The organism is Rhizobium sp. Root274 (genome assembly GCF_001429245.1).
Lineage (GTDB): Bacteria > Pseudomonadota > Alphaproteobacteria > Rhizobiales > Rhizobiaceae > Allorhizobium.
In genome coordinates this window covers 494,399-514,856 of the sequence record NZ_LMJE01000007.1, presented here as the reverse complement: position 1 = coordinate 514,856, position 20,458 = coordinate 494,399, and the positions used below count along the sequence as shown (strand labels likewise).

The window sequence follows — 20,458 nt, the reverse complement described above, 5'->3', positions numbered from 1 at the left end:
AACCAGACCATTCGGGAGCCATTGCATGTCCTCTAGGGGGACGGCAGGAGACATCATGTCCGCAAAATGCGCTGCAGAAGATGCTGTAACAGGAAATGCTTTCGGAATGGTGTTGGTTGGGGTGTGGGATTTGAGGGGTGGGCGTTGTGGATTAGGGGGTCTCAGAGTACATTGTGGTCTCTGGTGGTCACTTGATGAGGTGTCGCGATGTCCAGCATCGGTGTGAAGGAAGCCAAGGCAGGTTTGTCGGGATTGGTAGACGATGCTGCGTCCGGCGAATTCGTGACCATTACCAAACATGGCAAGCCGGCGGCGGTGCTGGTCAGCATCGAGGCGGCGGAGGCGGCCAGGCGGGCGCTCGCCAAGGACCGGCCCAGCCTTGTGGCACATCTCAAACTGTTTCCCGCCGATGTGGATCTCGATGACGAGGTCTTTGCGCGCAATCGTCAGCCGTCGCGCGAGATCGAATTGTGAGCGGCTATCTGCTCGATACCGATGTGCTGTCGCTGCTGTCACCGGGGCGCGTGAACGTGCCCGAGAGGTTTGAGGTTTGGGTGGAGGCGCAGGAGCGGGAGGGGCAGATCTATCTGTCGGCGGTATCGATCCACGAGATCGAGAAGGGCATCCGGCTGCTGGAGGCCAAGGGCTCCGTGCAGAAAGCGAGGGCTCTTGAGGCTTGGTTGCGACCGCTTGTGACCCGGCTGGCGGATCTTGTTTTGCCTGTCGATGCCGAAGTGGCCCGGGTTTCGGGCGCACTCGAAGCTAAGGCCATCGCGGAGGGTGCCAATCCGGGTGCGTCAGATGCGATGATTGCCGGGACTGCGGCGTTTCACGGGTTGACCGTGGTGACGCGGAATCTGCGGCATTTTCGGGTGTTCGGGATTGAGATTTCAAACGTGATTGATATGCGATGAAACTGAAATGGCTCGATCGCGTGATGAGTGACCAGTTTCTCGTGGCTGAGGCCTGAGTTTCCAGCTGTTGTGCTATTGGTCCGAACCTCAGCTCAATAGACGGAACCAGTCGCGCACGGCTAGCTTTAGTCGGTCTCGTTCGTCTGCAGCTAGCGGACAGCAGTGAGCGATAGGTCCTCGCAGTAAGTTTAGTTGGTTGAGTACGCGACTAACTGCACTCTTAGATGAAATTATCGGAACAAAAAGATCGAAATTGTCAGTAATTATCTGTGATAGTTGTCCGAACGTAGTGTAGTCAATTGGGTTGTCGGATCTCAGAGTTATTGCAGCCTGCTCTTCCCTGTTTTTTATGGCTTGAACTTCGTTCTTGATGCCGACAGCTACTCGATTGGTGTTCCACCAATCTGCCCCCTCTGCCTCCGAAAGAGTGTCATTTATGAGTTTTCTGATTGAGACTTCTAGGCAATAAAATATCTCGTAGTACTCAGACATCCATGAAGCATCGTCTCGAATGGATTGTTCGAAATTTGCGTAATCCTCGTGCTTTCTAGCCTTTCTTCCCTCTTTTGTCGTCCGTAGGGTGACTCCCTTTTCGCGCTCAATTTTCCGCATTTCAGACGAAATCTGGGCCCCGCTCATACCAAAAGCGCGAAGATAAAGATCAGTTTTTTCAGTCATCTGAACTACTCAGTAGATTCGCTCTAAGACTCTTGAATATCGCGTTGAAAACCTCGATGTCAGTCGTCTCTGGTAAGTTGAGATTGATTGTATATCCCAGATTCAATCTAACGTTTTCGCCTTTCGTCTTCGAAACCATGTCGTGATTGATATGTGTCTGAGGTGAGATGGAGTAGGCAGCGTCGCTGTATCGCTCGTCGCTACTGGCAGAATTTTCCGGTTCAGAAAAGTCTGCCAAAGAAATCAGATTCCTTAGAGTGCTTACCGTGAGGCCTAGCGGTCTCGCGTCTTTCGCATAGCCCGTTTCCTGCATGATAATCTCTTTTAGTGACTTTTCATCACACTCATGCAGGTACTCGTTGCGTTGATATAAAGGGCCGTAAGCGCTCTTGATTGCCGTTGCCAATGCGCGTCCACCGCCAACGCCCCGATACCCTCTGTACAGTTCAGTGGGTGTTCCATCCGATGAAGCGAAACCAAGTCGCTTCAGAAACGTGGTCATTTGGTCCCCAGAACTGCCGGTTATTCCTAGTTTTGTTTTCACAAAATCTTGCGAAACCTTCGGAGGGGTCGCGGCAGTCCTAATAGCAGCGAACGCCTTATTTATATTTCCTGGTGAAGCTAGGTAAGGAACGTTGCTCATCTGATTTGACCATCCATCCGAATGCTACCGGCACAATAAGATGCACTCTGCGGTAGAAATCATTATAAGTGAAGGGTGGCTAAAGCTTAAGTGCCGCGTTTACTGCAACTCGGTGCTCTCGGTTGTCATGCTCGGCCTTGTGCCGGGCATCTGCCGTGGCGTCCGCACCTTGAACCTCGCCGTCTGCCGCTGGCGGCTGTAGATCCTCGGGACTTCGCCCGAGGATGAAGGCGGTGAAGCGGTTGGGCATAAGAAAAACCCCGCCAGATTGCTCCGGCGGGGTCCGCATTCCCTCAATCCTCAAACGCTACCCGCGCTCTCAGAACTCGACAGCCCGATCGCCGTCCTCGTCCTGAATGCGGGTCGGCAGGCCGATCTTGTTCAGGAGGTTGATGAAGGGCTTCGGCGGCAGTTCTTCGACGTTGGCCATCTTCTTGACGTCCCATTCGCCTGTGGCCACCAGCATGGCGGCTGCGACCGGCGGGACGCCGGCGGTGTAGGAGATGCCCTGGCTGCCCACTTCGTTATAGGCTTCCTTGTGGTCGGCGACGTTGTAGATGAAGACGGTCTTTTCCTTGCCGTCCTTCAGGCCCTTCACGTAGTCGCCAATGCAGGTCTTGCCTTCGTATTCCGGGGCAAGCGAGGAGGGGTCGGGCAGGCAGGCCTTAACGACCTTGAGCGGGACCACTTCCGAACCGTCGGCGAGCTTGACGGGCTGTTCGGAGAGGAGGCCGATCGACTTCAGGACGGTGAAGACGTTGATGTAGTGATCGCCGAAGCCCATCCAGAAGCGCACGTCGGCGCCGTCCATGTTCTTCGCCAGCGAGTGCACTTCGTCATGGCCGCAGAGATAGGCGCGGCGGGTGCCGACGACGGGCAGGTCGTAGTCCTTGCCGATCTCGAACATCTTGTTGACCTTCCATTCGCCGCCCTGCCAGGAATAGACGACGCCGGTGAACTCGCGGAAATTGATTTCCGGGTCGAAGTTGGTGGCGAAGTATTTGCCGTGGCTGCCGGCATTGATGTCGACGATGTCGACGTCGGTCACCTTGTCGAGATATTCGTCCTTGGCGAGACGCGCATAGGCGTTGACGACGCCCGGATCGAAGCCGGCGCCGAGGATGGCGGTGATGCCCTTTTCAGCGCATTCTTCCGCACGCTTCCACTCGTAGTTTCCGTACCACGGCGGGGTTTCGCAGATCTTGTTCGGCTCTTCATGGATCGCGGTGTCGATATAGGCGACGCCGGTGTCCATGCAGGCGCGCAGCACCGACATGTTGAGGAAGGCGGTGCCGACATTGATGACGATCTCGGTACCCAGCTTCTTGATGAGTGCCTTGGTGGCTTCGATGTCGAGGGCGTCGAGCGCATGGGCTTCGAGAACGCCTTCCTGCTTCATCGCCTTCTTCTCATGAACCGAAGCGATGATGGCGTCGCACTTTGCCTTGGTGCGCGAAGCGATATGGATGTCGCCGAGCACGTCGTTGTTCTGCGCACACTTGTGGGCAACCACCTGCGCGACGCCGCCGGCGCCGATGATGAGCACGTTCTTCTTCATAATGGGACCAACTCCTATGTCCAATCGTCAGAACCTTTTCCTGAGGAAGTTCAGGACAGGCTTGTTTCGTAGTCCGTGTAGTCGAACTCACGGACCGTCCTGAGGCTGCCATCCAGTTCGCGGATGGCGATTGCCGGCATTTGCACGCCGTTAAACCAGTTTTTCTTGACCATCGTGTAGCCGGCGGTGTCCTGCAGCGAGATGCGGTCGCCGATGTTCAATTCGTTTTCGAAGTTGAACTCGCCGAAGATATCGCCCGCGAGGCAGGACTTGCCGCAGACCTGGTACCGGTGCGGTCCCTGGTTGGGGTGGACCTTCGCGCTTTCCCGGTAGATCAGGAGATCGAGGAGATGCGCTTCGATGGACGAATCCACCACGACAAGATCCTTGCCGTTATAGAGCTTGTCGAGCACGGTCACTTCGAGCGTGGTCGACTTGGTGATCGAGGCTTCGCCGGGTTCCAGATAGACCTGGACGCCGAATTCGCCGGAAAAGCGCTTGAGGCGCTCGGCGAATTGTTCGAGCGGATAGTTCTCGCCGGTGAAATGGATGCCGCCGCCAAGCGAGACCCAGTCAGCCTTTTTCAACAGGGGGCCGAACTTCTGTTCGATGTCGCCGAGCATCGTGTCGAAAAGATCGAAATCGCCGTTTTCGCAGTTGTTGTGGATCATGAAGCCGGAGATCAGGTCCATGACCGGCTCGACTTTTGCGAGATCCCATTCGCCCAGCCGCGAGAAGGGGCGGGCGGGGTCGGCAAGGTCAAAGCTCGAGGAGGAGACGCCGGGGTTCAGCCGCAGGCCGCGGATGATGTCGGACGACTGTTTTTCGAAGCGGGTCAGCTGGCCGATCGAATTGAAGATGATCTTGTCGGCATGGCTGACGACTTCGTCGATCTCGTAATCGGCATAGGCCACGGAATAGGCGTGGGTTTCCTTGCCGAAACGCTCATGGCCGAGGCGGACCTCGTTGAGCGAGGACGAGGTCGTGCCGTCCATGTAGTCGCGCATGAAATCGAAGACGGACCAGGTGGCGAAGCATTTCAGCGCCAGAAGCGCCTTTGCGCCGGAGAGTTCGCGCAATTTGGCGATCTTCTCCATGTTCTGGAGGAGCTTCGATTTGTCGATCAGGTAATAGGGAGTCTGGATCAAGGCTCTATCCTTCGTGAACCCAGCCATATCAGGCGGAAGTGAACGGGACGCCCCGAATGCGTCGGAGGGGGGTCCATAGGCAAAAGGGGGGAAAAAGGCAAGAGGAAGCTGGGGTTTTCACCCTGACCGCCCCGGGCATGCCTCAACTTGGTGAAAGCTGCGTGACAGCCGGGGGCGAACGCCGGTTGCAAAGACCAGCCGGGGCTTCGGCTGGGCTTCGGTCGAGCGTACTGGAGGCGGTCGCGGGCGGCTTGCAATTCTGAGGGAAGGCGAGGAAAGCTCAAGATCTCACTCTCCGCTGCCCCGTTTCGAGACCTTGTCATGCTCAAAGATTTTTCTGCCCAGGCCGCTTTCATGGGCGTGCTCGTCGCTTTCGTCGGTTTCGCCAGTTCCTTTGCCGTCGTGTTGCAAGGCCTCAAGGGCGTTGGGGCGACGGATTACGAGGCGGCCTCCGGGCTGATGGCGCTGTCGGTTGCCATGGGGATCTGCGGCATCGTCTTGAGTGTCTGGACAAAGCTTCCGGTCTCGGTTGCCTGGTCGACGCCGGGGGCGGCGCTGATGGCAACGGCGGGTATTCCGGTCGGCGGTTTTCCGGCGGCAATCGGGGCGTTTCTCGTCTGTGCGGCGCTGATTGTGCTTGCCGGCCTCATCCGGCCGTTCGGGCGGGCGGTGGCTGCGATCCCGGCGCCAGTTGCCAATGCCATGTTGGCGGGCGTGATCCTCAATCTGTGTTTTGCGCCGTTCAAGGCGGTGGCTTTCGATGCGGCTCTGGGCTTGCCGATTCTGGTCGTCTGGGCCGTCGTGGCGGCGTTCAAGCGTCTCTATGCGGTGCCGGCGGCGCTGTTGACCTTCGTCGTGGTGATCGTCTTCGGGGTCGATCTGCCTGAGGGCGCGATGGCGAGCTGGGCGGCGTCGCTTGCGCCGCCGGTGGAGTTCGTGGCGCCGGCTTTCACGGTGCCGGCACTGGTGTCGATCGCGCTGCCGCTGTTCATCGTCACCATGGCGTTGCAGAACATTCCGGGTATCGCGATCCTCAAGGTCAACAAATACGAGCCCAATCCGGGGCCGATGTTTGCTGTGACCGGTTTGTTCTCGGCGTTGTCGGCGCCGTTCGGCGGGCATGCTGTCAATCTTGCGGCGATCACGGCGGCGATGTGCGCGGGCGAGGATGCGCATGCCGATCCTGCCAGGCGTTACTGGGCGGCAATCATCGCCGGCATCGGTTATGTGCTGCTGGGCTTGGCGGCCGGTGCCGTGACCGGCTTCGTGTCGCTGGCGCCGCCGATCCTCATTCAATCGGTTGCGGGTCTGGCGCTGATCGGGGCGTTTTCCGGTTCGGCGGTTGCGGCATTTCAGGTGCCGGAGACGCGGGAGGCGGCGGCGGTGACGTTCCTGGTGACGGCATCGGGGATCTCGATCCTCGGCATCTCCGGGGCGTTCTGGGGGCTGATTGCCGGGGTGGCGATGCTGGGGCTGTTGAAACTTGCGAGACCCCGGAGGTGAAGCGATTTCGCGTCCGGGTGATCGTCCTTGCGCTAGCGGCCGGTTTCTTTGGCTACGTCTTCTATACACGCTACTGGATCTGGCGCGACTGCATCGCGGCCTCGCAATCAAGCTGTCTGACGCCCGACGGCAGCAATGTCACCGATGGCGGAATGGTTTGGGGCGTGATCGCGCTCGGCTTCGCTGCGGCAGCCGTCATCGCTCAATTCGGTCGTCGCTGATCGGCGTGTTGTTCCTCTAGTGCTATCGCTCAGGTTGCGCTAGGTTTTGCGCATGGAGTTCGAATTCGATCCTGCCAAGAGCGAGGCGAACAAGGCGAAGCACGGAATCGATTTCGTGGCGGCGCAGGAGTTGTGGTATGATTTCTTTGCTGTCGACGCGGATGCCGGGTATCCGGCCGAAGCAAGGCTGATCCGTGTGGGACGGATCGCCGGTGTTTTATGGACAGGTGTTTACGTTTTGCGGAACCAGCGCGTTCGGATCATATCGGTGCGCCGTGCACGAAGTCAGGAGAGACGTCGCTATGAAGACAATCAGCGCTGAGGAGTTCGACCGCAAGTTCGATGATGGCGAGGACATCAGCGAATACATCGACTGGAGCACCGCGACACGTCCTAATCTTGAACCGGTTGAGCTGACAGTTACGGTCATGCGCGGGACGAAGCTCAGGCTCGAGCGTCAGGCGAAGGAGCTCGATGTATCCGTTGATTCTTTGCTTGAAGAGTGGCTGCGCGAAAAACTGGGCGCGGAGAGGCCGTCCGCCGCCGAATAACACCCTTGCGCGATTCATTTCGTCGCGCTATTCCTGATCCCATGAAGACCAACGGCACAACCATTGCTGCGACTGAAATGACGGCCCGCGCTGCGGCCGGCTTCGTCGCGTCGGTGCCAAACTCGCTTCTTCTTCTCGGCCTTATCCGCGGTTGCCGGGTCCATTGAGGAGCGCCCGGCGGCCGGGTTAGCCGTTTGGCGATTGCTCCTCGAAATCCCCTTTGTAATGCAATCCATCCCTTGAAAAGGGGCTGTCCGGACGTGTCAAACGTGAGCTGATTTGCTATCAGCTTTGCACGCCGCCAGCGACGAGAAGAGACGAAGACGATGATTTTGAAGACCCATACCGTGAAGCAGGGCATGCCGGACGCCTCGCAGAAGTATCGCCCCTATCCGCAGATTGACATTGCCGACCGCACCTGGCCGTCGAAGGTGATCGACAAGGCGCCGATCTGGTGCTCAGTGGACCTGCGTGACGGCAACCAGTCGCTGGTCAACCCGATGGGCCATGACCGCAAGGCCCGGATGTTCCAGCTCTTGCTCGACATGGGGTTCAAGGAAATCGAAATCGGTTTCCCCTCGGCGTCGCAGACCGATTTCGACTTTGCCCGCTGGTGCGTGGAAGAAGGCGGCGTGCCCGCCGATGTCTCGCTGCAGGTTCTGGTGCAGTGCCGGCCGGAGCTGATCACGCGGACCTTCGAGGCTCTGCAGGGCGCCCATCAGCCGATCATCCATTTCTACAACTCGACCTCCGAGCTGCAGCGCCGCGTGGTGTTCGGCAAGGATGTCGCCGGCATCAAGCAGATTGCCGTCGACGCAGCGAAGATGATCATGGACATGTCGGCCAAGGCAGGGGGCGGTTATCGCTTCGAATATTCGCCGGAGAGCTTTACCGGTACAGAACTCGAGGTGGCACTGGAGATCTGCAACGCTGTTATCGCCGAAGTGAAGCCGACGGCCGAGAACAAGCTGATCCTCAATTTGCCCTCGACCGTCGAGATGGCGACGCCGAACATCTATGCCGACCAGATCGAGTGGATGTGCCGCAATATCGATAGCCGTGAGAACGTCATCATATCGCTGCATCCGCATAATGACCGGGGCACCGGCATTGCTGCAACTGAATTGGGCTTGATGGCCGGCGCAGACCGCGTCGAGGGCACATTGTTCGGCAATGGCGAGCGCACCGGCAATGTCGATGTGGTGACCCTGGCGCTCAATATGTACACGCAGGGTATCGACCCGCAGCTGGACTGCTCCGACATCGAGCGGATCAAGGCTGTCTACGAATATTCGAACGAGATGGTCATTCCCGAGCGCCATCCTTATGCTGGCGAACTGGTCTACACGGCTTTTTCCGGCTCGCATCAGGATGCGATCAACAAGGGCATGAAGGCGATCAAGACCGCCAATCATCCGGTTTGGGAAGTCCCTTATCTGCCGATCGACCCGCAGGATGTCGGGCGCACCTATGAAGCGATCATCCGGATCAATTCGCAGTCCGGCAAGGGCGGGATCGCCTATATCCTGCAGGAAGACTATGGCATCAACCTGCCGCGCGCGCTGCAGGTGGAGTTCCGCGAAGATATCCAGCGGATCACCGACGAGGACGGCAAGGAGCTGCCGTCGAAGAAGATTTACGAGCGCTTCATCGAACGTTATGTCGAGCAGCCGCAGGCGCGCATCAAGTTTGTCGATCACCATACCTATCCGGCTGGATCCGACCAGAAGGGTATTCGCGTGGTTGCCGCCGAGATCACCGACAAGGGCGAGACGAAGCGGATCGAAGGCAAGGGCACGGGGCCGATCGACGGCTTCGTCAATGCGCTGTCGACCTATCTCGGCATAGATCTCTCGGTGCAGGACTATTCCGAGCATTCGCTGCAGCACGGCTCAAATGCTGCGGCCATTGCCTATGTCGAGATGGCGCATGCCGGCGGCAAGCTGTTCGGCGCCGGCATCAACACGAACATCGTGACGGCGTCGCTGGAAGCGATCGTCTCGGCTGCCAACCGCGTGCTCGAGACGCAGGCCAAGGGCTGAGGCCATGACGCTCTTCGCCGAGGTTCGACACACCTCCTCGGCGAAGGCCCCGCTTGTGCTCTTGCACGGGTTCGGCGGGATCGGCGCGCTTTGGGCGCCGGTCTTGGCTCAGCTTGATCCCGATACCCCGCTGATCGTCTACGACCTGCCGGGGCATGGACGGTCCATCGACGCCGAGGGGGCCGGGCATGCGGGTGTGATGGCAAAGGCCATTCTTGTCGATCTCGATCGGCGGGGAATCTCGCGCTTTCATCTGTGCGGGCACTCGATGGGTGGGGCTGCCGCAGCCCTGGTCGCGCTCAAGGCATCCGATCGGGTCCAGTCGCTGACCTTGCTGGCACCTGGCGGGTTCGGGTTCGACATCGATCATCAGGCCTTACGGCGTTATGGGTCGGCCGTCAGTTCGGATGCACTTTCGACTGCACTTGTTGCCATGATGGGACCTGGTCGCGTTCCCGATCCTGCTGTTCTGGACCTCCTGGCGAAGGCGCGGGCGCTTCCGGGCGCGACCAATCGACTGATGGAAATCCTCCAGTCCTTTTTGATCGAGAGGGAGGGTCGGATAGGGCAGGGCACTTTGCCGCTTTCGGCCCTTGAGGCTCTCGATATTCCGACCCGGCTACTCTGGGGCGTGGCGGATCCGATCCTGCCGGTGACGCAAGCCAAAAACATCTGGCCGAAGGCCGAGGTAACGCTGATCGAGGGAGCCGGCCACATTCTGATCGAGGAGGCGCCGGACCAGGTTGCCGCGGCGATTGCGGCGGCAATGGCTGGAGCGTGAGGCTTAAGGGCGAAGCAGCCGTTCGCTGTGATCGAGGATCAAGGGTGCATCTTCGTTCTCGATCTTGAACCGTTGCCAGTCGAGCTGCCACTTGCCGGCCTCGCCATCGATCGAAAAGAGATTATAGCCGGCGGCCGGTTTCTTGGCGCCAGGCCCCTGGCTTGCCGAGGCAATGCCGACCACGGGGATGTGTTTTTCGCGATCCGCCAGCCAGTTCAGCGTGTTCAGATGGGTGTGGCCATGCAGCACGAGTTCGGCGCCACCGGTGCGGATGGCGGCGGCGAAACGGCGGATGCCGATCATGCGCTTGTGCTGGGCAGCAGCTCCCCGGATCGGCGGGTGATGGATCATCACCACGCGGAACAGGCCTTCTTCGCCTGCCGCCCTCAAGAGGCCTGCCGTTTCGCGCGCCTGTCTGCCGCTGAAATAGCCTTGGGCGGAGAATGGCGGGGTGGCGATCGAGGTGGAGCAGCCGATGATGGCGATCGGCCCGCGGCGGCGGATATAGGGAAAGAGCTTGTAATGGTCCTGATAGATCAGCGGATCGTCATCGCCGCGCATGTAGTCGTACCAGGCCTGAACGGCTCGATCATGGGCGCCCGGAACATAGGCATCGTGATTGCCGGGGACGACCGATGTGTCGAGGGGGGTGCCCGCGAGCTTCAGCCATTCCGCAACGAGGCGGATTTCGAGCTTCGAGGCGAGGTTGACGAGGTCGCCGGTGATGGCGAGGTGATCTGGGTTGGCTTCGTGCAGGCTGTCGAGAACCATTTCCAGCGCATTGGGGAAAAGATGCTTGCGGCGGTTGCGGTGCCAGTTCACATAGCCCGTGATGCGCTTGGATGCGAGTTCCCGGATCGTCAGGTTCGGCAGGGGGCCGAGATGAACATCGGATATATGCGCGAGCTTGAACATGGCGCTTCTCTTAGCGAGGGCGGGAATGAGGGGCAAGGGAAATGACACCAGCCGATGACCGGAGCGCAAGACCCGATGGGGAAAGGCTGGGATGGGGGAAGAGGTTCCTTGTGCGGCTTCTGCATGTCTATTTTGCCATGAGCCGCGGGATGACGCTGGGTGTCCGCGCCGCCTGCTTTGATGCCGAGGGTCGCGTGTTTCTGGTGCGCCATACCTATGTGCCGGGCTGGCATCTGCCGGGCGGCGGGGTGGAGCGGGGGGAGGCGGCCTTGGAGGCGTTGGTCAAGGAGTTGCGCGAGGAGGGCAATCTGGAGATGACCGGGCAGCCGCTGCTCGTGCAGGTCTATTTCAATGGCCGGATCAGCGGGCGCGACCATGTGCTGCTTTACCGCGTGGACGTCACGCAGACGGCGGAACGGGTCGCTGATCGAGAGATTTCCGAATGCGGCTTCTTCGATCTGGCGTCTCTGCCTGATGGCACGACGGAAGCGACACGTCGCCGCCTCGCCGAAGTGAATGGCGAGACGGTGCTGTCGACCTATTGGTAGCGATCAGGCGGAGAGACGTTCGCGGTCGTGCGGGGCCGTCAGGTTGAGCTCCGGTCCGACGGGCACGACGCCGGTCGGGTTGATCATGGTGTGGCTGCGATAATAGTGATGCTTGATGTGGCGCATCTCGACGGTCTCGGCCACGCCCGGGGTCTGATACAGGTCGCGGAGATAGGCTGAAAGCGCCGGATAATCGGCAATGCGGCGGATGTTGCATTTGAAGTGGCCGACATAGACGGGGTCGAAGCGGACGAGGGTGGTGAACAGGCGCCAGTCGGCTTCGGTGACGCGGGCACCGAAGAGGTAACGCTGATTGGTCAGGCGCTCTTCCAGCCAGTCGAGGGTTTCGAAGAGCGGATAGACCGCGCTCTCATAGGCTTCCTGCGTGGTGGCAAAGCCGGCCTTGTAGACGCCGTTGTTGACGGTGTCGTAGACGCGCTTGTTGATCTCGTCGATCTCCGCGTGAAGGTCCTGCGGGTGCATGTCGAGCGTCGAGCCGGTCAGGCCGTTAAAGGCCGAGTTGAACATGCGGATGATTTCGGAGCTCTCGTTCGAGACGATCGTGTTCTGATGTTTGTCCCAGAGGACGGGTACAGTAACGCGGCCGGAGAAGGTCGGGTCGGCCTTCACATAGACCTGCCAGAGATAGTCCGAGCCGAAGAGGTGGTCGACGGTGGCGCCATCCCGCTCGTGGAATTCCCAGCCGTTGGACAGCATCAGCGGGTCGACGACCGAGACCGAGATCAGGTCTTCCAGGCCCTTCAAGGCGCGGAAGATCAGCGTGCGATGGGCCCAGGGGCAGGCATAGGAGACATAGAGATGGTAGCGGCCAGCTTCAGCCTTGAAGCCGCCTGTGCCGCTTGGACCCGGGGCGCCATCCGCCGTCACCCAGTTGCGGAAGCTCGCATCCGCCCGCTTAAAATGGCCCGAGGTCGACTTCGTGTCGTACCAGACGTCCTGCCAGATGCCGTCTACCAGCCTGCCCATGACGTGTTCCTTTCGATGTTTCTCACTTGCCGGGGAAGATACGGCACCCGGCTGCGATTGCGAGGGGCGATGCTATGAACAGTGCGTTTTCCGTTGGACGGACGGAAATTTTGCTGCTATCGGGAAAAAACTGACCAAAGAAAGCCTGTCATGACCCCTGTACGGAACCCACGACGACGCTGATGCTCCTAGCCGCCGCAAGGTGTGCTTGTGAACCCTATTGCTGTCTGTCTGCTGGTTTCTGTCATCCATGAAAAATTTCGGGCTTGTCTACCTCACCGAGGATGCGTCGCATGACGCGGTCATCGAACTCATCAACGAAGAAGCCTTCGGCCCCGGCCAGCACACCCGTGCGGCTGCCCGAATCCGCGAGCAGGGCCCGCATGACCGGTCGCTTTCCTATATCTGCGCCGACAATGGAGAGACGATCGCCTCTGTGCGCATGACGCCTGTTATGGCCGGTGGGGTGAAAGGGCATCTGCTTGGACCGCTTGCCGTCCGGCCTTCCCACAAGAACCGGGGCATCGGCCGCGAACTGGTGCGGATTGCAATCGAATCGGCGCGGCGCAAGGGCTCCGAGGGTGTGATCCTGATCGGCGACCCGCCGTATTACATGCCGCTCGGCTTCGAGAAGGTGACCTATAAGGCGCTGGATTTTCCGGGGCCGGTTGATCCGAACCGGGTGCTGGTGGTGCCGATCGGGGATGATGTGCACGAGCGGCTGAAGGGCGTGATTGCCTGGCGGGATTGCAAGGCCGTGGCTGTCGACGCTGACAATGTGGCTGGTTCTCCCGAGCGTCCGGCAAAGGCCTATGCCTCGGCCTGAGAGGGCTTAAGGTCTGCGCACCCGAGGGGTGATATCCCGCACCAGTTGCTGAAGGTCGCGCTGATCGCTCGTGTTGGTCTTGTCGAAAATGGCGGAGAGTTGCGATTTGACCGTGCCGTCAGAGACACCCTGCGCTTGAGAGATTTCGGCGCGGGAGCGGCCTTCCGACACATATGCCACGATCCGTTTTTCCGCACCCGTCAGGCCGAAAAGGGCTGCGACCGCATCGATGGCGGACTGGACGACCGTTCCGGCCGCGGCGATGAAAACAGCCGCTGCCGCGCGGCTTTCGAAACGCTCGCGTTGCACGCGTTTCTGCAGCGGCAGGACATGCGCGACGGCCGGATGGCTGCTTGAGCCCAGGGGAAGATCGATGCCGGCTGCGCCGAGCGAGACCTCGTCACGCGCGCCGACGCCCACGCTTTTGACCAGAGCCGCCTGCGCATAGGGATAGCGCGCCACCAGCTTGCCGGTGCGTTGCTCGACGACCACCTGATCGCGCAGGCGCTCTTCGGCGGCGGCATTGGCAAACAGGATCGACATGTCGTCGGCGACGATGATCACGGCATGCTCCAGCGCATCTATGACATCGCGCAGCACCGCATTTTCCGCGCGTTCCATTTCGAACATGTCGTGAATGGTGACTGCCCGGCGAATATGGGGCCCGAGGAGGCCGACGAGGTTGAAAACCCGGCGGTCGCTCGGCTCATACTGGACGGAGATGTTGATCGTCCCGACGCGGTTCGGGCGTTTCAGGACGGCCATGTCGATGGAGTTGACGATCTGGAACGGGGCGTGGAAATTCCGGTAGAGCGCGCCATTCTTCCAGACGGTCTCACCATCCGGGCCATAGAGGTGAAACATCCGCTCCAAGGTGTCCGGCTCGTCGGTGACCATGCGGTGGAGCAGGTGAAAGAAGGGGACGTCCTTTGCGTGCTGCATCAAGGTCTTGATAGCTTCGACGTCGTCGCAGGCAACCTGCGCCAGGCGGGCGGCGCGGGTGTTGGTATCGAAGACGGCAAGGGTAGTCAGGAAGCCATTAGCCTTGCGGTTGATGAGCGACAGCGCCTCCGGCCAGAGGTTTTCGCTCGCGACGCAATCATAAATGCTGCCGATCAGGTCTGATAAATCCTGCTGCATTCGTGCTGTCCTGTCATGTCCGGGGTGTCGGAGCCGCTGGTGCCCGGTCTTTTGCGCGGCCTGTTTGACGTTTCGACCATAACACAGAGTTGTATTTTTCAAATCATCCCCCGTGCGGGAGATGGCGCATGGGGGGCGATCCGTACAGTCGCCGTCGCGGATGAAGTGCTGTGCTGCGAGCCGGCTTTCGTCTGTGAAAGGCAACATCCGGAGGTATTTCACTATGATTTCGAAAGCGATCCCGCTTGCAGCGATCTTGCTGCTGGCGGGCGTGCCGTCCATTGCGGCGGCAAAAGCCGGCGGGTTTGTGAGCGAGGTTAGACAGGTCAATGCCCGCTTCGTGACCGTCGCGCAGGCCGTGAAGGAAGGTTACAAACCCATTCCCTGCACGAGCGGCGTCGAGGGCGGCGCCATGGGCATCCACTACGTCAATGCCGACCTGATCAAGGACGAGGTTCTTGATGTCGGAAAGCCCGAGGCTGTGATGTATGAGCCGGACGAGAATGGCAGGCTGCACCTCGTCGCGGTGGAATACATCACCACCAAGGGGCCGGCCAATCTCGGCGGACAGCTGTTCAGCCTGAACAGCGCTCCGAACCGCTACGGGCTGCCGGCCTTTTACGAGCTGCATGTCTGGGCCTGGCGGGACAATCCCAAGGGCACCTTCGCCGACATGAATCCCCGCGTCAGCTGCGATCACGCACACTGACCATCCCCCAAACACATTTCTACGAGGAGACTGCAATGCCGCAATTCGTGATTGAACGGAATATACCCGGCCTCGGCCAAATGGACGCCGCGACGCTGAAGGAGATTTCGGCGAAATCCAATGCTGTCGTCGCCGGGCTGGGCGAGCCTTATCACTGGATCACCAGCTACGTGACCGGCGACAAGATGTACTGCGTACATGAGGCAGAAAGCGCCGATGCCGTCTATCGGCATGCCAAAGAGGGTGGGTTCCCGGCGGACCGCGTGACGGAAGTGACCGGGCTGATCGGTCCGCAGACGGGCCGGTCCTGATGCCTTGCGCCCGCAGTCGGGGAATACGAGGCCCCTGGCTGCGGGCGTATCCATCCGTGCTTTCAGGTCGGGGCGCGGAACCAAACGAGGCGCGATCTGTTCCCCGTCTGTCCGCACGGCATCTCCGGTTGATCCGGACGTGCCGTCATTTGCATTGACCAGACAGGAGACAGACATGCTGAAATTCATTGGTGGAACGATCGGCGCCATTTTCCTCATCGGCCTGATCGTGGTCGTCCTGTTTTTCAAACTGATTTTCTGATCCGAGCGGGCCGGGCTGCCGCTGTCGTCAGCCTCGTCAAACGGCTGCTTCCGTTAGTTTCTTCCACCTTTCATCAACCGCTAGAGGCGGCGGGCGCCATTTCGCGTCGGCGTTAGCCCACCCACGTCTTCTTGCCGCAGCGGCAAACCCGTGAACGTGCCGTGCGCGAAGTCGGAGGTCTACGGGAGAGGCGCAAACACTTTTTGCGGAACCGTTCCGGCGCCGAACTGTTGGGCAGGCACCGGACGAAGCGGAAGGAGGAGGCGTAAAGACCTTTCACCCGCCGTCTTCGTCATAGACCCCAGTAATGAGGAGACGCAGATGCGCGCATTGGTTTGGCACGGCAAGGAAGATATCCGGTGTGATCAGGTGAGTGATCCGGAGATCGAAAATCCGCGGGATGCGATCATCAAGGTCACCAGCTGCGCGATCTGCGGGTCTGACCTGCATCTGTTTCATAATTTCATCCCGGCTATGATGCCGGGCGACATCATGGGGCACGAGACCATGGGCGAAGTCGTCGAGGTCGGATCCGGCATGAACGGCAAGCTCAAGAAGGGCGACAGGGTCGTCATCCCGTTCACCATTACCTGCGGCGAATGCGAGCAATGCCGGCGTGGAAACTTCTCCGTCTGCGAGGAATCGAACCGGAAGAAGGATCTGGCGGAAAAAGTCTTCGGTCATGCGACCGGCGGTCTCTTCGGCTATACGCATCTGACCGGCGGTTATCCGGGTGGGCAGGCGGAATATCTGCGGGTGCCCTATGCCGACAGCACGCATATCAAAGTGCCCGACAGCATGAGCGACGAGCAGGCGCTCTTCCTCAGCGACATCCTGCCGACCGGCTGGCAGGCAGCGGTGCAGTGCGACATCGAACCGACGGATACGGTGGTGATCTGGGGCTGCGGGCCGGTCGGCCAGATGGCGATCCGCAGTGCCGTTCTTCTGGGTGCAGCCCAGGTTGTGGCGATCGATTACCTGCCGGAACGTCTCTCGATGGCGGAAGCCGGCGGCGCGATCACGATCAATTTCAAGGAAGAAAGCGTCATCGAGCGGCTGAACGAGCTCACGAGGGGCAAGGGTCCGGAAAAGTGTATCGATGCCGTGGGCATGGAGAGCCATGTCTCGATGAGCCATCCAGACAGTCTGATGGACCGGGCCAAGCAGATGATGCTGATGGAAAACGATCGGCCACATGTGCTGCGCGAGATGATCTATGTCTGCCGACCGGGCGGCATCATTTCGATCCCTGGCGTCTATAGCGGCCTCGTCGACAAGCTGCCTCTGGGCATGGCGATGAACAAGGGCCTGACGTTCCGCATGGGGCAGACCCATGTGAAGCGCTGGACGGAGGACCTCGTCCGGCGCATCGAGGAAGGGCAGCTCGATCCGTCCTTCGTCATCACCCACACCGCCAGTCTCGAAGACGGACCGGAGATGTACAAGGTGTTCCGCGACAAGCAGGACAGCTGCATCAAGGTCGTTCTGAAGCCGTAACCGGAGGAGAAACCATGTCGATTTTCAGCAATCTCAAGCGCGACAAGAGCGATCCGACGGTCGTGTCCAAGGGGCCAAGCTCGTTTTCCTCCTCCGACCGGCTCGCCCGCAATCTTGGCTGGTTCAGCATCGGGCTTGGCCTTGTCGAGTTGTTCGCCGCTCACCGCCTGACCCGTACACTTGGCATGGAAGGTCAGGAGACCATGGTGCAGGCAGCTGGCCTGCGCGAAATCGGCACCGGGATGATGACGCTCTCGGTAGACAAGGAACTGGGGCTTGCGAGTCGGCTTGCCGGAGACGGCATTGATGTCGTGACCCTTGGCGCTGCCATGCATGCCGACAATCCGAAGCAGGACAATGTGGCAATCGCGCTGGTCCTGGTTGCCGGCGTCACGCTGCTCGACTTCATCGCGGCCGGTGCTGCGCGTGGACGGCATACGCGCCGCCTCGGCGAAGTGCGGGATTTCTCCGACCGCAGCGGTTTCCCGCGTGGGGTTGCGGGTTCGCGCGGGCTGGCGCGGGAAAAATCCAAGGCGATGGAGGGGTGAGGGGGCGCTAGAGGCGGTCCAAGGGCTGGACCGACAAACGCACCCCCCATGCTTTTCAGCAGAGCGGTGAGGCTCTTCAGTTCCGGATTTCCTCTTTCGGACAGGGTCCGGTAGAGCTGCGTCGGGTTCAGCTCGGCAGATTCCGCAATAGCCGCTACGCCACCAAAGGCTTTGGCCAATTGGCGTAGTGTTACGAGAAGCTCGCCTTGATCACCTTCGGCGAGGATCGCATCCAGGGTTGCTGCTGCAAGCGCCGGATCCTCGCCGAAAAGGCTCGCATGGCATCGTCGTGGGACTGGTCTTTCACGAGGAGACTGCTCTCTGCATTCCCAATAGTTTCGGTCCAGTTATCCGGTTTATTTCCTGCCGCGTCAGCATTTGACGACCGCTGAGCGCCCGGGCGGCGATCGGCTTGGTCAGGTCGAGCCCCTTCTTCAAGGGTAGATCCGATGGGTTCATTGAGTTCGCGCCGCGCAACTCAAGGTGTTCGCCGGTGCGCAGATCGCGCAGCATCCATTTTCCTGTCGGTCTTGCTTGATGTCGGCTTTGATCATGTCGCTACCAGAACGCGCAATTCGGGAAAATGCCAGACTATGGTCTCGGCGCTACCGCCCCTCGCGCCACCACATGGCCGAGACCGCCAAGAGCAGGATGCCCAAGCCGGCGAACCCTGCAAACAAAGGCAGCGTGTTGACGCCCTTCAGCACGGTTTCGTCGGTGAGGCGGATCAGCATGCGCCGGTCGTCGGCGACGCGGACTTCGCCGCGCACGGGCAGGATGTCGGGAACGCGGACGGCGTCGTTGCCGGTGTCGAGGCGGGCCGTCAGGCCGCGGCTTTCCCGGCTGATCGGGGCGAGTGTTTCGGTTGTCGAGACCATGGCGCGGAATTCGGGGGCGTCGACCGCGCCGACATGGACGAGGGTGGAGAAATCGCCATTGGTGACGGTGAAGAGGCCCGTTTCCGTCATGCGGCGTTCGCCGCGATAGAGGCCGGGCTGGATCTCCGAGAGGTCGAGCGTGAGGGTCTGGCCCGAGGGCGTGCTGATGGTGGCGGGGCCGGGGGCATCGCCGATGGTCTGGCGGGTCACTTCGAGCGTGCGCCCCTGAGCGCGGGCGCGCAGAGCCTCTTCTTCGAGCTCCGGCTCCTTCATCAGCCAGTGGGCGATGCGACGATAGAGCGAGACATGCGGGCCGCCGCCTTCGAAGCCGCGCGCCCAGAGCCAGCCTTGATCAGACAGAAGCATCGCGACGCGGCCCTGTTCGGCGCGGTTCAGCACCAGAAGCGGCCGACCTTCATCCGCAGTCATGACGGTTTCGCCAGCTGCGTCCGACACATCGACGCTGCGGAACCAGCGGCCCCAATGGGGCGGCTCACTGGTGGAGCCGGAGAGGCCACGGGTGACCGGGTGGCGTTTTCCCTGTTCCGACAGACGCGGGTAGAAGCCGGCCTGGTGCACTTCGCCGGTCGGGGCGGCGGGGAGAACGGATTCGAGCGGGGTAAGCGCGATCGAATCCTGGCTCGCATGTTCGGGGCCGGCGGCGATCAGAAGCGCGCCGCCGTTCTTCACATATTCGGCGATGTAGTCGTAATAAAGGATCGGGAGCACGCCGCGATGCTGGTAGCGGTCGAAGATGATCAGGTCGAAATCATTGATCTTCTCGACGAAGAGTTCGCGGGTCGGGAAGGCGATCAGCGAGAGCTCGTTGATCGGCGTGCCGTCCTGTTTTTCCGGCGGGCGCAGAATGGTGAAGTGGACAAGGTCGACGGAGGCATCCGACTTCAGCAGATTGCGCCAGGCGCGTTCACCGGCATGCGGTTCGCCCGAGACGAGCAGCACACGCAGGTTCTGGCGGATGCCTTCGATCAGATGGATCGCGCGGTTGTTGATGTCGGTGACTTCGCCCGGTGTGCCGGCGACGGAGAATTCCAGCACGTTGTTGCCGCCACGCGGCACCTTGAAGGCATAGGAGGTCTCGGCGCCAGGCAGGGCCGAGACGGTGCCGAGGTCCTCGCCGTTCATCTTGACGGAGACGTCTGCCGGCTGACTGGATTCCTGACCGTCGTCGAAGACGCGGAAGGTCAGTTCCTGCTCTTCGTCAACGATGCCAAAGCGCGGGGCACGCAGGATCTCGATGCGGCGGTCAAATTCGCCGGCTTTACCAGTGATCAACGCGTGAATGGGGGCGGAGAAGGGAAGCGGCTGGGTGTCCGGCGGAAGGTCATGGACCTGGCCGTCGGTCAGGAATATGGCACCGCCGACCCGAGCGGGTGGTACATCGGCGGTCGCGGTCTGCAGGGCCTCGAAGAGTTTCGTCGAGGGGGCTTCGCTGTGGCCGGGATCGGTGACTTCAACGATGCGCGGTTCGAGATTGGGGAAGCGGGCGAGGCGTTCCCGCAAGGCTGCCAGAGCTTCGTCGGTCTGGGCAGGGCGGCCAGCGATCTGCTGGCTCTGGCTGCGGTCGACGATGACGGGCACGACTGTGGTCAGCGGATCGCGTTCTTCCTGTAAAAGCAGCGGGTTGGCAAGCGCTGCGAGCACGGCCAGCGACGCGGTGAAGCGGATGAGGGTTCCGCGCAGGCCGCACAGCAAGCCGAGTGCGGCCAGGAGCGTCGCGAGAACCGCCAGAATGATGATGGCGAGCCATGGGATGAAAGGGGCGAATTCGAGCGTCATG

General features: G+C 60.5%; 23 protein-coding genes and 1 pseudogene. 14 read left to right on the top strand and 10 right to left on the bottom strand.

Features of this window, described 5'->3' with window-relative positions; genetic code table 11:
- Positions 1–207: 207 nt before the first annotated feature.
- Both ASE36_RS11455 and ASE36_RS11450 read left to right on the top strand, forming a co-directional pair.
- Positions 208–474, top strand: coding sequence for a type II toxin-antitoxin system Phd/YefM family antitoxin (locus tag ASE36_RS11455; RefSeq protein ID WP_062279406.1), 267 nt, complete (start codon positions 208–210; stop codon positions 472–474).
- Positions 471–914, top strand: a complete 444-nt coding sequence (locus tag ASE36_RS11450; protein ID WP_062279404.1) for a type II toxin-antitoxin system VapC family toxin — start codon at positions 471–473, stop codon at positions 912–914. Before ASE36_RS11455 ends, ASE36_RS11450 begins: the two co-directional genes overlap by 4 nt.
- 87 nt (positions 915–1,001) lie before the next feature.
- Here ASE36_RS11450 and ASE36_RS11445 read toward each other — a convergent pair whose 3' ends face one another.
- The 4 genes from ASE36_RS11445 to ASE36_RS11425 form a co-directional block, all read right to left on the bottom strand.
- Positions 1,002–1,592 carry a Swt1 family HEPN domain-containing protein gene (locus ASE36_RS11445; RefSeq protein WP_062611311.1) on the bottom strand — a complete coding sequence of 197 codons (591 nt, stop codon included), beginning with the start codon at positions 1,590–1,592 and terminating at the stop codon, positions 1,002–1,004.
- Positions 1,585–2,235 (bottom strand): DUF5343 domain-containing protein, encoded by a 651-nt coding sequence (locus ASE36_RS22595; RefSeq protein ID WP_162244213.1) that lies wholly within the window; start codon positions 2,233–2,235, stop codon positions 1,585–1,587. The genes ASE36_RS11445 and ASE36_RS22595 overlap by 8 nt, the downstream gene beginning before the upstream one ends.
- 319 nt (positions 2,236–2,554) lie before the next feature.
- Positions 2,555–3,793 (bottom strand): saccharopine dehydrogenase family protein, encoded by a 1,239-nt coding sequence (locus ASE36_RS11430; RefSeq protein WP_062279396.1) that lies wholly within the window; start codon positions 3,791–3,793, stop codon positions 2,555–2,557.
- A gap of 50 nt (positions 3,794–3,843) precedes the next feature.
- Positions 3,844–4,941 carry a carboxynorspermidine decarboxylase gene (locus tag ASE36_RS11425; protein WP_062279394.1) on the bottom strand — a complete coding sequence of 366 codons (1,098 nt, stop codon included), beginning with the start codon at positions 4,939–4,941 and terminating at the stop codon, positions 3,844–3,846.
- Positions 4,942–5,262: 321 nt separating this feature from the next.
- Here ASE36_RS11425 and ASE36_RS11420 point away from each other — a divergent pair, with 321 nt between their 5' ends.
- The 6 genes from ASE36_RS11420 to ASE36_RS11395 all read left to right on the top strand — a co-directional run bounded on the left by ASE36_RS11420 (position 5,263) and on the right by ASE36_RS11395 (position 10,039).
- Positions 5,263–6,444, top strand: coding sequence for a benzoate/H(+) symporter BenE family transporter (locus tag ASE36_RS11420; protein ID WP_062279392.1), 1,182 nt, complete (start codon positions 5,263–5,265; stop codon positions 6,442–6,444).
- Complete coding sequence (locus ASE36_RS11415) at positions 6,441–6,665, top strand: hypothetical protein (protein ID WP_062279390.1); 225 nt, start codon at positions 6,441–6,443, stop codon at positions 6,663–6,665. The genes ASE36_RS11420 and ASE36_RS11415 overlap by 4 nt, the downstream gene beginning before the upstream one ends.
- A gap of 52 nt (positions 6,666–6,717) precedes the next feature.
- The gene (locus ASE36_RS11410) at positions 6,718–6,987 is read left to right on the top strand and encodes a BrnT family toxin (RefSeq protein WP_062279389.1); all 270 of its coding nucleotides are present in this window, start codon (positions 6,718–6,720) and stop codon (positions 6,985–6,987) included.
- A complete protein-coding gene (brnA, locus tag ASE36_RS11405; protein ID WP_062279387.1) occupies positions 6,968–7,216 on the top strand; it encodes a type II toxin-antitoxin system BrnA family antitoxin in 249 nt (82 codons plus the stop codon). Before ASE36_RS11410 ends, brnA begins: the two co-directional genes overlap by 20 nt.
- Before the next feature lie 326 nt (positions 7,217–7,542).
- The gene (gene leuA, locus ASE36_RS11400; RefSeq protein WP_062279385.1) at positions 7,543–9,258 is read left to right on the top strand and encodes a 2-isopropylmalate synthase; all 1,716 of its coding nucleotides are present in this window, start codon (positions 7,543–7,545) and stop codon (positions 9,256–9,258) included.
- Between the two features lie 4 nt (positions 9,259–9,262).
- Positions 9,263–10,039 (top strand): alpha/beta fold hydrolase, encoded by a 777-nt coding sequence (locus ASE36_RS11395; RefSeq protein ID WP_062279383.1) that lies wholly within the window; start codon positions 9,263–9,265, stop codon positions 10,037–10,039.
- 3 nt (positions 10,040–10,042) lie between these two features.
- Here the strand turns inward: ASE36_RS11395 and ASE36_RS11390 are convergent, their stop codons facing one another.
- The gene (locus ASE36_RS11390) at positions 10,043–10,954 is read right to left on the bottom strand and encodes a metallophosphoesterase family protein (protein WP_062279381.1); all 912 of its coding nucleotides are present in this window, start codon (positions 10,952–10,954) and stop codon (positions 10,043–10,045) included.
- 41 nt (positions 10,955–10,995) lie between these two features.
- On the opposite strand from ASE36_RS11390, the gene ASE36_RS11385 reads away from it, so the two are divergent.
- A complete protein-coding gene (locus ASE36_RS11385) occupies positions 10,996–11,502 on the top strand; it encodes an NUDIX domain-containing protein (protein WP_062279379.1) in 507 nt (168 codons plus the stop codon).
- A 3-nt stretch (positions 11,503–11,505) separates the two neighbouring features.
- On the opposite strand, the gene ASE36_RS11380 is transcribed toward ASE36_RS11385, so the two are convergent.
- The gene (locus ASE36_RS11380) at positions 11,506–12,489 is read right to left on the bottom strand and encodes a glutathione S-transferase family protein (RefSeq protein WP_062279376.1); all 984 of its coding nucleotides are present in this window, start codon (positions 12,487–12,489) and stop codon (positions 11,506–11,508) included.
- Positions 12,490–12,739: 250 nt separating this feature from the next.
- On the opposite strand from ASE36_RS11380, the gene ASE36_RS11375 reads away from it, so the two are divergent.
- Positions 12,740–13,315 (top strand): GNAT family N-acetyltransferase, encoded by a 576-nt coding sequence (locus tag ASE36_RS11375; protein WP_062279374.1) that lies wholly within the window; start codon positions 12,740–12,742, stop codon positions 13,313–13,315.
- Between the two features lie 6 nt (positions 13,316–13,321).
- Here the strand turns inward: ASE36_RS11375 and ASE36_RS11370 are convergent, their stop codons facing one another.
- The gene (locus ASE36_RS11370; RefSeq protein WP_062279372.1) at positions 13,322–14,455 is read right to left on the bottom strand and encodes a helix-turn-helix transcriptional regulator; all 1,134 of its coding nucleotides are present in this window, start codon (positions 14,453–14,455) and stop codon (positions 13,322–13,324) included.
- Positions 14,456–14,678: 223 nt separating this feature from the next.
- On the opposite strand from ASE36_RS11370, the gene ASE36_RS11365 reads away from it, so the two are divergent.
- From ASE36_RS11365 to ASE36_RS11350, 4 genes are all read left to right on the top strand, one after another.
- Positions 14,679–15,164 (top strand): hypothetical protein, encoded by a 486-nt coding sequence (locus ASE36_RS11365; protein WP_062279370.1) that lies wholly within the window; start codon positions 14,679–14,681, stop codon positions 15,162–15,164.
- Between the two features lie 35 nt (positions 15,165–15,199).
- Positions 15,200–15,475 (top strand): DUF4242 domain-containing protein, encoded by a 276-nt coding sequence (locus ASE36_RS11360; protein ID WP_062279368.1) that lies wholly within the window; start codon positions 15,200–15,202, stop codon positions 15,473–15,475.
- Positions 15,476–16,058: 583 nt separating this feature from the next.
- Complete coding sequence (locus ASE36_RS11355) at positions 16,059–17,234, top strand: zinc-dependent alcohol dehydrogenase (RefSeq protein WP_062279366.1); 1,176 nt, start codon at positions 16,059–16,061, stop codon at positions 17,232–17,234.
- A gap of 14 nt (positions 17,235–17,248) precedes the next feature.
- Positions 17,249–17,782 carry a hypothetical protein gene (locus ASE36_RS11350; RefSeq protein ID WP_062279364.1) on the top strand — a complete coding sequence of 178 codons (534 nt, stop codon included), beginning with the start codon at positions 17,249–17,251 and terminating at the stop codon, positions 17,780–17,782.
- Positions 17,783–17,789: 7 nt separating this feature from the next.
- Here the strand turns inward: ASE36_RS11350 and ASE36_RS23280 are convergent.
- The 3 genes and pseudogenes from ASE36_RS23280 to ASE36_RS11340 form a co-directional block, all read right to left on the bottom strand.
- Positions 17,790–18,089, bottom strand: a pseudogene (locus ASE36_RS23280) (DNA-binding protein).
- Positions 18,086–18,295, bottom strand: a complete 210-nt coding sequence (locus tag ASE36_RS11345; protein ID WP_062279362.1) for a hypothetical protein — start codon at positions 18,293–18,295, stop codon at positions 18,086–18,088. Before ASE36_RS11345 ends, ASE36_RS23280 begins: the two are co-directional and overlap by 4 nt.
- Positions 18,296–18,387: 92 nt before the next feature.
- Positions 18,388–20,457 (bottom strand): hypothetical protein, encoded by a 2,070-nt coding sequence (locus ASE36_RS11340; RefSeq protein WP_062279359.1) that lies wholly within the window; start codon positions 20,455–20,457, stop codon positions 18,388–18,390.
- Between the last annotated feature and the right edge of the window lies 1 nt (position 20,458).

Excerpts from the sequence above, each read along its gene's own strand:
- ASE36_RS11355 (WP_062279366.1), top strand. The coding sequence starts at position 16,059 with ATGCGCGCATTGGTTTGGCACGGCAAGGAAGATATCCGGTGTGATCAG.
- ASE36_RS11345 (WP_062279362.1), bottom strand. The coding sequence starts at position 18,295 with ATGCTGCGCGATCTGCGCACCGGCGAACACCTTGAGTTGCGCGGCGCG.
- ASE36_RS11380 (WP_062279376.1), bottom strand. The coding sequence starts at position 12,489 with ATGGGCAGGCTGGTAGACGGCATCTGGCAGGACGTCTGGTACGACACG.
- ASE36_RS11420 (WP_062279392.1), top strand. The coding sequence starts at position 5,263 with ATGCTCAAAGATTTTTCTGCCCAGGCCGCTTTCATGGGCGTGCTCGTC.
- ASE36_RS11455 (WP_062279406.1), top strand. The coding sequence starts at position 208 with ATGTCCAGCATCGGTGTGAAGGAAGCCAAGGCAGGTTTGTCGGGATTG.
- brnA (WP_062279387.1), top strand. The coding sequence starts at position 6,968 with ATGAAGACAATCAGCGCTGAGGAGTTCGACCGCAAGTTCGATGATGGC.
- ASE36_RS11360 (WP_062279368.1), top strand. The coding sequence starts at position 15,200 with ATGCCGCAATTCGTGATTGAACGGAATATACCCGGCCTCGGCCAAATG.
- ASE36_RS11375 (WP_062279374.1), top strand. The coding sequence starts at position 12,740 with ATGAAAAATTTCGGGCTTGTCTACCTCACCGAGGATGCGTCGCATGAC.
- leuA (WP_062279385.1), top strand. The coding sequence starts at position 7,543 with ATGATTTTGAAGACCCATACCGTGAAGCAGGGCATGCCGGACGCCTCG.
- ASE36_RS11395 (WP_062279383.1), top strand. The coding sequence starts at position 9,263 with ATGACGCTCTTCGCCGAGGTTCGACACACCTCCTCGGCGAAGGCCCCG.
- ASE36_RS11385 (WP_062279379.1), top strand. The coding sequence starts at position 10,996 with ATGACACCAGCCGATGACCGGAGCGCAAGACCCGATGGGGAAAGGCTG.
- ASE36_RS22595 (WP_162244213.1), bottom strand. The coding sequence starts at position 2,235 with ATGAGCAACGTTCCTTACCTAGCTTCACCAGGAAATATAAATAAGGCG.
- ASE36_RS11350 (WP_062279364.1), top strand. The coding sequence starts at position 17,249 with ATGTCGATTTTCAGCAATCTCAAGCGCGACAAGAGCGATCCGACGGTC.
- ASE36_RS11365 (WP_062279370.1), top strand. The coding sequence starts at position 14,679 with ATGATTTCGAAAGCGATCCCGCTTGCAGCGATCTTGCTGCTGGCGGGC.
- ASE36_RS11445 (WP_062611311.1), bottom strand. The coding sequence starts at position 1,592 with ATGACTGAAAAAACTGATCTTTATCTTCGCGCTTTTGGTATGAGCGGG.
- ASE36_RS11430 (WP_062279396.1), bottom strand. The coding sequence starts at position 3,793 with ATGAAGAAGAACGTGCTCATCATCGGCGCCGGCGGCGTCGCGCAGGTG.
- ASE36_RS11410 (WP_062279389.1), top strand. The coding sequence starts at position 6,718 with ATGGAGTTCGAATTCGATCCTGCCAAGAGCGAGGCGAACAAGGCGAAG.
- ASE36_RS11340 (WP_062279359.1), bottom strand. The coding sequence starts at position 20,457 with ATGACGCTCGAATTCGCCCCTTTCATCCCATGGCTCGCCATCATCATT.
- ASE36_RS11390 (WP_062279381.1), bottom strand. The coding sequence starts at position 10,954 with ATGTTCAAGCTCGCGCATATATCCGATGTTCATCTCGGCCCCCTGCCG.
- ASE36_RS11370 (WP_062279372.1), bottom strand. The coding sequence starts at position 14,455 with ATGCAGCAGGATTTATCAGACCTGATCGGCAGCATTTATGATTGCGTC.